The organism is Undibacterium sp. JH2W (genome assembly GCF_049340425.1).
Lineage (GTDB): Bacteria > Pseudomonadota > Gammaproteobacteria > Burkholderiales > Burkholderiaceae_D > Undibacterium.
Map to the genome: position 1 here is coordinate 1 of NZ_JBMPOT010000041.1, position 10,671 is coordinate 10,671.

Annotated in this window: 1 protein-coding gene; it reads left to right on the top strand. The window is 55.0% G+C overall.

The window, feature by feature from the left end; all coding sequences use genetic code 11:
• Positions 1–10,671 (top strand): carbohydrate-binding protein (locus ACO0LC_RS28755; RefSeq protein WP_423009626.1); only part of this gene is annotated, 10,671 nt, incomplete at both ends.

A 10,671-nucleotide genomic window follows, 5' to 3' on the forward strand; every position in this document is an offset into this window, starting at 1 on the left:
CACAGAAAGCTATGCCGGAACGAACGGACGCCTGTTATTCTCCAGTGATGCCAATGGCAATACCGTCACCTATGGCTACACCGGTGACTACCTCAGCACCATCACCAGCGCCAATGGCGACAAAGTCGACTTCAGCTATACCGGTGCCAACCTTGCCCAAGAAAGAATCATCCTCGCAGACGGCACAATCCAAAGCAGCACCTCCTACAGCTACGATACCCAAAACCGCCTGACCCAGATCAAACTAGACCTGACGCCAGGCGACGACAGCATTGCTGATGGTAAAGTTTACGTCACCAACTACACCTATGCAGGCAATAACAACCTCATCACTGGAGTGAGTCAGACAGATGGTACCCAACTCAACATCACCTATGTGAAACTGCAAGGGACAGACCGTGTCGCCAGCCTGACCGATGCCCTGGGCCGCGTCACCACCTTCAGCTATGACCTGGCCAGCCAAACCACCACCGTCACCGATCCCTTAGGGAATAAAAACACCTATACCTATGACGACAAACAGCGTTTTAGTCAAATTACCGGTCCTGTTGTCGATGGCGTCATCCAAAAGGTCCAATATCAATACGATGCCGCAGGCAAATTAATCCAAGCTACCGACGCCCTAGGCAATGTCACCATCAATACCTACGACAGCCATGGCAACCTACTAAGCCAGACGGACAGTCTGGGCGATCGCGTAGAACGCACCTATGGTCCACAAAACCAGCTCCTGACATCCACCGTTTACCGCGCACCTGCCAGCAATGGCCAGGCTGCCAGCCAACCCGAAACTACACGCACTGTCTATGACGCGCGTCGTAATCCACGCTTCGTCGTCAGCGCCCAAGGCAGCGTCACCGAATTCCGCTATGACAATCTGGGACAGCGCATAGCCACCATCAGCTATCCTGCAGCCAGTTACAATCTTACCGGCCTGAACGCCAGCCAAAGCCTGAGCAATGCCGATGTGGAAACCTGGTCCGCAGCACAAAACCCGGCACAGATCAGCCGCACCGACTACCAATACAATAGTCGTGGTCAACTCAGCAGCATGACCAGCTATAACACAGTCGATGCCAATGGCAACGGCATACTCGATGGCAAAGAATCAAAGAGCCAGTACAGCTATGATGCAAGCGGCAATCTCCTGTTCAAGATCGACGCTGATAATAACCAGACCAGCTACGTCTATGATGGTTTAGGCCGCGTCTTGTCGACGACAGATGCCCTGGGACACAGTTCCGTCAATCTGTATGACGACGCCAAGCACACCATCACCCAGACCCAGGCCAATGGCCGCATAGACACTGCTGTTTATGATGCGGCAGGCCAACTGATCTCCACCATCGCTGGTGGCCAGGCGCAAAGCGAATACCGTTACGATGCCCTCGGACGCCTGAGCGTCAGCACAGATGCGACAGGTATCAAACAACTCTACATCTATGATGCTGCCGGTAACCTGCAAGGCCAGGTTGATGGCGATGGCAAAGTCACCCAGTATGTCTACAATGCCCTGGGGCAGCGCATACAGACCATTCAGCACAGCGTGGCTTTGAATGCAACCCAGATTGCCCAACTGATCAGTAATACCGATACGACAGCCATACCTGCAACGACACAACCGTCAGGCTCACCAGCAACATCGCCAGCAACGCCACCGTCTTCTACCGCTGTTACAACGCCAGCGACGACCTCATCAGCCGCGCCTGTCACACCAGCACCAAGCAATCCGGTAGTGAGCACCTCAGACTGGAACACAGCGACGGCCTACCTCATGGGCGACCAGGTTAGCTATAACGGCAAAGTCTACCAGGCACGCAGTAATAATCAGGGCAGTGCACCCGCCAGTAATGCTGCATGGCTGGAAGTTGTTTCTATCAATAGCGTTGCTGCCTGGTCAGACAGTCAATACTACTTGGCGGGCCAGACCGTTAGCTTCAATGGGCAAGTCTATCTGGCCCGCTGGGACACCGGCCTGGGCAACACGCCAGGTGTCGACAAAGTCTGGACACAAGTACCAGCACCAGGCACGACACGTCCCTGGATGCCAGGGATAGAATATGTTGGCGGACAGCTAGTCACCCATGACGGGCAGCTCTGGAAAGCAAACTGGACCAGCACTCCTGGTCAGGCTCCTGGTGTTGATCATGTCTGGAGCCAGGTGGTTCCAGCGGGCACCAATCCACCCTGGTCCGCAGGTCCGGAATATGCACAAGACCAAATCGTCGATTACCAGGGCCAGCATTGGAAAGCACGCTGGCCTACCCAGGCTAATGTACCAGGGGATTCCCAGGTATGGGCACAAGCCCCTGATGCTGGTACTCATGCCCCCTGGGGCGCAGGTGTTACCTATATCGGTGGCGAAACCATCAGCTACAATGGCCACCTGTGGCTGGCCCAATGGTTCACCAAGGGTGAAACACCAGGTGCCGAGTCTTCCTATGTCTGGGCAGAGCAGGGCATAGCAGAGCCGCCGGTTCAGCCTCCGGTCGAACCTCCTGTCACGCCACCAGTCACACCGACCGTGCCAGCCCGAGTCTTCTACGACCTGCTGCCCATGCTGACCAGTTCAGCCAATGACCTCATCAGTCGCAGCTTCTATGATGCCGCTGGTCACTTGAGTAAAACCGTCAGCGCTGCAGGTGCCGTGACAGAATACCAATACGACGGCGCAGGTAACCTGCTGACCACCGTGCAAAGAGCCACGCAGATCAACACGGCAACACTGACTGTCAACACCCGTGCCCAGGATGTCGTCGTGGCAGCCCATGCCGATGACAGAAGCGCGACCCACTTCTATGACCTCAACAACCAGCTCACAGGTACTGTCGATGCGGAAGGCTACCTCAGCCAATACCGCTACGACAGCGCAGGTCGCCGTGTTGAAGTCATCCGCTATGCCACTAAAGTCAGCGTAGCCGTCACAAGCACCAGCAGCTTCGCCAGCCTCATTCCGTCTGCCAATACCGCCGACCAGCACAGCTACGCCATCTACGACAACAAAGGCCAGTTGATGGGCAATGTCGATGCCGAAGGCTACCTGACAGAATTGCGTTACGACGCCAATGGCAATGCCCTGGGCAGCACACGCTATTACAATAAAGCCAAAGGGCCTGTGGCTGCCAGTTCTGCTCTGGCCAGTTTGCGCCCTGCAGTCCATGCTGAAGACCAGACCAATAGCCAAACCTTTGATGCCCTCAACCGCGTCCTCACCAGCACCAATGCCGAAGGCACCCTAAAACAATACCAGTACGATATCGCTGGGAACCTGACCAAAGTCATCGACGCTGCCGGCACTGGAGACATCCGCATCAACAACCAGCGCTATGACCAATTGGGTCGCGTCATTGCCACCCTGTCTGGACTGGGCAGTGCCCAACTGACTGGTAACCAGAGCCAGCAAGAAGTCGACGCCATCTGGACACAATATGGCACCAGCTATACTTACGATACTGCTGGCCGCCGTGTCAGCATGACAGACCCAAATGGCAATAAAACCCTGTTTTACTATGACCAGAGTGGTAACCTGACCTACACCATCGATGCGCTTGGTGGAGTGCAAGAACGTAAATATAACAATCTCAATCAACTGACAGGCACAGTCCAGTATGGTGATCCGCTCTCCATCATGAACGGCTTGAATGGCGGCTTGGTCAATGACAGCTTGCGCACCGCAATTGCTGGTATCGCCAATAGCGCCCATGACAGCAAGACTGCCATCAGCTATAACGCAGCGGGGCAAATAGACAGCATCACAGATCAATTGGGCACCGTCACCAGCTTCACTTATGATGCCTTTGGTGAACGCCTGACCACGACCGTCAACACAGACAGTAGCCATGTCCTGACACAGTTGGCGCGCTATGATCACCGTGGCTTGCAAACTGGTTCCACCACAGACCCAACAGGCGCATTAGTTGTCGCCAGCGTCGAGTATGACGCCTTTGGCCGCATCACCCGTACCGTCGATGGTAATGGCAATGAACGCCTGCTCAACTATGATCGCCTGGGCCGCGCCGTTAACAGTACGGATGCAAACCACGTACAACGCGCTATCAACTATGACGCCATAGGCCGCATCCTGACCCAGGCTGACGGCAACGGCAATACCGTGACCTACACCTATGACACCGCTCACCGTGGCGTTACCGTCACTACGGCAGAAGGCGTCAAGGTCAGCAGTATCCATAATCGCCAGGGTCAGACCAGCAGTGTCACCGATGGGAATGGCTATACCACCATCTACGAGTACGACACTAATGGTGCCTTAGTAAGTTCCGTCAGTGAATTAAATAGCGCCAACAATATTTATGACCATGCCAACCGCCTGATCCAGACGACAGATGCCAATGGCAACAAAGTCAGCTATCACTATGATGCTGCCAACCATCTGCTGTCACGTACGGTCGATGCCGACGGCCTGGCACTGACCACAAGCTACCAGTACGATGCCAAGGGCCAACAAGTAGTCATGACCGATGCCAATGGCATCGTCACCCTGACCAATTACGACCTCAAGGGCCAGGTCACTAGCCAGGTTGTTGACCCTACCGGCCTTAATGCCATTACCCGCTACAGCTATGACCAGCGCGGCAAGGTACTCACCGTCACCAGCCCGGCAGGTAATGTCATCCAGTATGAGTATGATGCCCTGGGTCGCCGCATTGCCGAGCACACTGACCCGGCGGGCCAGAATCTCACCCGTCGCTATCAGTACGATGACAATAACAATGTCGTTGCTGCACGCGATGCGAACGGCAACCTGACACGCTATGTCTATGACAGCAACAACCGCCTGGTCTACACCATCAATGCCAGCGGCGCAGTGCAAAAGAACAGCTACGACAACGAAGGCCGCGTCACCGCCACCGTCAACTATGCCACCGCGATTTCCCTGACAGGTTTAAGCGAAATAGCAACAATCGCCGACGTGACAGCCAGAGTGCATGCAGACAGCCTGCGCGATGTACAGCAAAACCGCGTCTATGACAAAGATGGTCATCTACGTTACAGCATCGATGGCACCGGCAGCGTTACCCGCTACACCTATGATGCCAATGGCAATGTCATAGAACGCATCAGCTATGCCAAAGACATTTCCCTGGCAAGCTGGGTGCCGGGCACCATGCCAACTGTGGTCCCTGATGTAGCCCACGATCGGCGTGTACAAACTATCTATGATGCGCTGAACCGCCCCGTCTATGTCATCAGCGGTACTGGTACTATCACCAAAACCATCTATGACGCCAATGGCAACGTGGTGGATGTCGTCAGTTATGCCAAATCGCTGCCAGCCAATACACCCATAACACTGAATGCACTGGCAACAGCGACAGCAGCTTTGGCTGATGCGGCGCATGATGCCCATGTCCACCGTACCTATGATGTCGCCAACCGCCTGAGCTGGAGCGTCGATGCCACAGGTGCCGTGACCCATATGGTGTACGACAAAAATGGCAACCTGATCAAACAAGTCAGTTACGCCAATACCGTCGCCGCCAACGCTGCCGCAGAAACCGTGCAAGCCAGCGATGCCGACCGCGTCACCCTGATGAGCTATGACGATGCCAATCGCCTGTCTTACCAGGTCAATGCCGATGGCAGCGTCAGTCACTATGTCTACGACGCTAATGGTCAACTGGCCCAGCGTGTTGCCTATGCCAATGCCATCGCTGCGCCAAATGCATCTACCCAACTCGGCAGTAGCGAGATTGCCAGCCAGCTGCATATCGATAAAACACAAGACCGCAGCACCCGTTATACCCATGATAGTGCTGGCAGGTTGATATTCACGGTAGACAGCCAGGGCGCCGTTACCGAGAACCGTTACGACGCAAATGGCAATGTCACCGCCAGCGTCAGCTATGCACACACCATAGAAGCGTCCACGATGTTGCCGGTTGTCCAGTCAGACATGATACGCAACCAGTTGCAGCCTGATCCTCTCAATGACCAGGTCCATCAACAAGTTTATGACACCAACGGACGTGTACTCTTCAGTGTGGACGCTATGGGTTATGTTAAAGGCTATAGCTACGATGCGCTGGGTCGCCTGGGCAGTGTTACCGACTATGCTAAAGCCTTGTCACCAACCCTCTCTGCCGGACTTGGCAAACTCGATGCTACTAGTGCCATGCCAGGCAGCACAGCTGATGATCAGGTCCAGACTTATCAATACGATGCTGATGGGCACCTCGTCGCTCATACTGATGCCCTGAACAAGACAGAACGTTTCAGCTATGACGGCTTGGGTAATCGCCTCAGCTACAGCAATAAAGTTGGTGCCACCTGGACTTATGACTATGATGCCGCCGGTCGTCTGCTGAGTGAAACCTCGCCTGTCGTCAGCATGGCCAGTGTTAGCCTCAATGTTGGCGGCATTTTACAGGTAGGCGCAACAGTCAATGCCGCCCTCGTCAGCCGCATGACCTACGATGCGCTAGGCAACCTCATCAGTCGTACTGAAGCAGAAGGTCGCACAGAACAACGCATCACCCGCTTTGAATACGATGCACTGGGTCGTCAGACCAAGAGCATCTATCCAGCCAGCTATGTGTATGACGGGGCGGGTGATAACTTGACAGTCAACGGCGCCAATAGCCTGGCATTCGCATCAGAAAGGTCTGCAGTCCTCGAAGCCAGCGTTACTTACGACAGCTTTGGCAATGTCATCGCCAGCCGTGACGTGGCCGGTAATTACAGCTACCGCAGCTATGACAAACAAGGCCGCGTCAGCTATGACATTGATGCCCTCGGCAACGTCACCGGCTACAGTCGCAATAGCTTTGGCAATGCTACCTCAGTCACGCGCTATGCCAGCGCCATCAATGCCAGTGCCGTCAGCGGCCAGGCAGGCAAGGCACCCCTCAGCAGCCAGGTCGCTACAGCACTGGTCAGCCTCGACCATAGCCAGGACAGGACCAGCACCAGCCGCTATGATCAACTAGGCCGCACAGTAGAAACTACCGAACCTGCTACCTGGGTCAACAACGGTGGGGCAGGTGAGACCAGTGTTCTGGCCGCCAAAGTCACGCGCTACAGCTATGATGCGCTTGGCAACCTGTCACAAACTGCTGAACTGAGTAATCCTGCCAATGATAGCTGGGCGATCAGCCGCTATTTCTATGACAAACAAGGCCAGAGAACAGCCAGCATCAATGCCCTGGGCTATGTCAGCTCCCGGGTTTATGATGCCCATGGCAATGTCATTAATAGTACTGAATATGCCAATCCAGGCAGCGTCAATGCGGCTGGCAAGCTGGTCTTGCCAGTTAATAGCAACGATGACCGCACTAGCTTGTTTGCCTATGACAAGGCCAATCGCCAGATCAGCCAGACCCGCCTCAATGTGGCTTTTAGTGATGATGGCTATGATGCCACAAAAAATATCACGAATAATGGCAATGCTGGCCAGCGTAGCCGCGGCAATATCACCACCAGCGTAGAATACGATGCCCTGGGTAATGTCATCAGCAGTACCGATGCACTGGGCAACCTTAGCTACCGTTATTACGATGCCTTGAACCGCTTGAGGGCAGTGGCAGAGCCAGGTAGTGTCACAGACCTTGGCCGTCAACTGACCACACTCACTGAGTATAGCCGTGATGCCTATGGCAATGTCGTCATGAAACGCGACTATGCCAATGGTGCCAGTTCTGCCGCGCAGTATGGCTATACGATCAATAGCATCAGTAACGACGATCGTATCAGCCTGGCCCGCTATGACAGCCGCAATAACGTCATCCAGAATGCCGATGCCAATGGGGTCAACCACTTTGCCTCCTACGATGCACAAAACCACTTGCGCAAACAATGGCAAGCCGTATCCGGCAGTGATGGTGTACATACCCTGTTCACCGCCTACGAATATGATGCCCTGGGCCGTCGTACTGCCAGCATCACCCCTGGCAGCAACGTCTTGCTCAGTGCCAACGGTGGTCAGATCAGTATCATCAACCAGAATCAGGCAGCGGTTGTACGCAGTGAAGTCAGCTACAACGCCTTTGGTGATGTTGTTCGCGAGCGCAGCAATGGCCAGGATGTCGCCAGCTACGATTATGACAATGCCGGCCACCTCTGGCGTACCAATAGCGGTGGCGTCACCCGCGTCATGCAATACGACTTGCGGGGCCGCCAGACTGTCACGCTAAGTAGTGCTGGCATCAGTGCCGCCAGTCTCAATCTTGGCAAGGGCGACCCCCTGGCCACCCTCAGTACCGCCCATGAAGCTGACAGCGTTGCAGGACTGCGCCGCAGCAGCACCCAGTACGATGCCCTGGGCCGTGCCACCACCCTGAGCTTGCCAACCCGCGATGGCCAGACCCCCGTCATCCACCAAAGCTTTGACCGCTGGGGCAACCTGACCAGCCGCAGTGACCTCAACGGCTACGGCGGCGTCACCACCTACCAGTACGATGCTAACAACCAGCTGATACGCCAGAGCAGCCCCGATGCCGCTGGCCAGCAAAGTACCAATAGTGCCGTCACAGAATTTTATTACGACCGCCTGGGCCGCCAGACCGCCAACCGCGACGCCAACGGCAACGTCACCCGCCTGAGCTACGACGCCCGTGGCCAGTTGATACAAGAAACCCATGCCGATGGCGGCATCGTCAAACACGCCTACGACTACTTCGGCAACCAAGTCCAGGTCACTGATGCCAATGGCAACCACATCGCCTACCAGTACGATCACCTGGGCCGCCTGCTCCAGAGCAGCACCGATCCGGTAGGTCTGTACGGCACCAGCACCGGCAATGTCACAGGCAGCCAGCAAAGCCTCATCAGCCGCGGCAGCTACGATGAAGCAGGGCGCGTTATCGCCAGGACCAATGCCAATGGAGAAACCACCAAATACGGCTACGACTTGCGCGGCAACCTCGTTATCACCACCAAACCCCTGGGCCAGTATGACCAGTATGCCTACGATGCCCAGGGCAACCAGATCGCCAACCGCGATGCCAATGGCAACATCAGCACCTGGCAATACAATGTTCAAGGCCAACTGCAAAGCCACAAAGACATCGGTGGTGCCACCTACAGCTATCGCTATGACAGCGCAGGCCAACTGCTGCAACAAACCAATACCCGTGGCCAGAACCTCAACTACCACTACAATGAAGCAGGGCAAGTCACCCAGATCCGTGATCTCGCGACTGACAAGACCACCCTGTACAGCTACAACCTCGCAGGCAAGCACACCCGCGAACAAACCATCCAGGCTGATATCAGCCTGCAAAACACCAAACTCAGCTACAACGCCCAAGGGCAGGTATCCCTCATCGAAGCCCTCGATGAGGGATACACCAGCGCCCTTGAGTACGACAAAGCCGGAAACCTCAGCCACGAACTCAATATCCAGACCGCCCAGACAGCAGGTACGACAACGCGCCAGGTCAGCATCAGTGGCAGCAGCCACACCGTCAGTCATGAGACAGTACAAAGCAACGCCTCAGTGCATAACAACAGCTATGCCTATGACAGCATGCAAAGGCAGACCCTGGTTGAAGGTGCCAACAACAGCAATGCTGCCGACCAAAGTAATCTCACCGCCAGCCAGGGCCATCTGCTGACCTACGACAAGAACGGCAACGTCGCCAGCGACACTGCCTGGGGCAAAGAACTGGTGGCGCAAATCCCGTGGGGCAGTAATGGTCAGCCCGATGTCAGCCGCAGCACCTATATCGTGCGTGAAGGCATGATCACCCGCTACTTCAGCTATGACGCTGCCAACCGCGTCAGCAAAGTAGCGGTCGCCAGCTATGACCAGCTAGGCAAAGCCCTGCCGCAGTACTTTGCGACGGTGGTTGACGAACGTAAGTATGATGGCGCAGGCCGCACCCTGCAGCAAGGTATCAACAGCGGCATGGCAGCAGGTTATCTGCAAGCCCTGCAAAACACCCAGTTGGCCACCTTCGCAGAAAAGACCACACAGGATATCCACTATTACAATGCCAATGGCTGGCTCATCAGCGAAGTCAATAACAATATCCAGGGATTAAGCCAGCATTCTGTCAACTACGGTAACTATGATGCTGCAGGTAATCTGCGTGCCTACAGCAGCAGCGACAATGCACGCAACTACGTCAACGTCAGCTATGATCTGAGCTTGAGAGAAGGTTATTTGCGTACTGCATCACAATCCACCTTCACCAATGGTCAATGGGTAGAATTCAACCAATGGACCACACAGCAAATCAGCTATGACGCCAATGGCAAGCAGACGCAAGTCACCAACACAGACCGCTACATCAACAACACGACGGTCACTTCCATCAAACATCAAGTCACTGATGCGTATGGCCAGGTCCTGCTGAGTGAGCAAGCCAATGTAGCAACTAGCAACCTGATTGTGAATGGTCAGGTATTTAATAGCTGGACGGGGGCGAACCACAATAACTTTGCGGCCAATAATGGCAATGGCACCGGCAAGACTGATGTGTGGGTGGAGCCAACGCCTGCACCAGTCCAAGCTGCAGCAGCGCAGTCAGTGCAATCAGCACCACCAACCGCGGCATTGTTTGCGGCACGGGCCATGTTTAATATGGCGGTGGTTGACGATGGAAAAGAGGTTGCTGATGCTGCTGACGTCAGTGAAATGAGTCTGGATGCTGGGGATGAAGCTGGGAATGAAAGCGCAAGCTTTAGTCCAATGTCGTTCATGATGATGCG